The organism is Nocardia sp. bgisy118 (genome assembly GCF_057708605.1).
Genome location: NZ_JBYISM010000095.1, coordinates 1 through 602 on the forward strand (window position 1 = coordinate 1; position 602 = coordinate 602).

The 602-nt window shown below is 71.9% G+C and carries 1 pseudogene; it reads right to left on the bottom strand.

Annotation, left to right across the window (positions count from 1 at the left end):
• A pseudogene (locus AC3EO7_RS37890) lies at nucleotides 1-602 on the bottom strand (pyruvate carboxylase); the annotation flags it as partial.

Sequence of the window (602 nt, forward strand, 5' to 3'; positions counted from 1 at the left end):
GCGACCGCCAGGGTGACCACGCCCGCGAACGGCGCGGCGATGTGGCCGGGGTTGGTCTTGTCGGCCTTCTCCGCGACCGGGACCTCGCTGGCGATGGACCTGTCACGCACAGCGACCGGCCGCAGCTGGCCGTTGAGAATGCACATCACCGTGCGCATTCCGCGCTCGTCGGGCTCGGAGATGGCCTCGAGCCCGATCAGCAGGGTGACGCCCTTCTCCAGCTGCACCCGGTGTTCCTCGCCGCGGCGCAGGCCGTAGAAGAACTGGTTGGCGCTGAGCCCCGAAGTGTCGCCGTACTTCTCGCGGTGGGTGAGGAACTCCGTTGTCGGGCCGGGGAACAGCAGGCGGTTCAGCGTCGCGCGCCGCTGCGGCGAATCGCCTTCGAGCCCGGCCTGATCCGCCGCCGAGAGCGGCGTCTCGGGCTTGGCCGCGCCGCGTCCGGCGAGGGCCTTGCTGCGGAACGGTTCGGGCCAGCCGCCCGCCGGGGTGCCGAGTTCGCCGCGCAGGAAGCCGATCACCGAGTCGGGGATGTCGTAGCGGCCGGGATCGGCGGCGAAGTCGGTGATGTCGACGCCGGTGCCGACCAGCGCGAGCGCGAGGTC